At 63.0% G+C, this 381-nt stretch carries 1 pseudogene; it reads left to right on the plus strand.

Annotated features, from left to right (window positions below):
• Positions 1 to 381, plus strand: a pseudogene (locus LPA54_RS41990) (LamG domain-containing protein); the annotation flags it as partial.

Raw genomic sequence — 381 nt, forward strand, 5'->3', positions numbered from 1 at the left:
GTGCAGTTGTGGCGTACCAAGGACATCAGTTCGTCCACCACGTGGAACTCGCAGAACGCCTCGGGCTTCTGGATCGACCACCTCAAGACCGAGGAGTTCGCGTACGGGTACGAGGGGTGCGCTGCCAAGGACGCCGAGTTCGAAGTGAAGTCGGCTGTCCAGCAAGCCGCGAACGGCAAGTGGTCGACGATGACCTTCGGTCTGCGGGCGTCGAGTGAGAGCGACGGCTACGGCTGGAAGCGGTTCTCGGACAACGCCTTTCTCCGGGTCGAGTACAACCGTCCGCCGGCCCAGTTGAAGATGTCGCAGCTCACGATGACTTACGGCGGTACCTGTAAGACCCCGTACCCCCCTGCCCGCGTCCGAACCCTCGGCACGATC

Source organism: Streptomyces sp. DH12, from assembly GCF_020873895.1.
GTDB lineage: Bacteria > Actinomycetota > Actinomycetes > Streptomycetales > Streptomycetaceae > Streptomyces.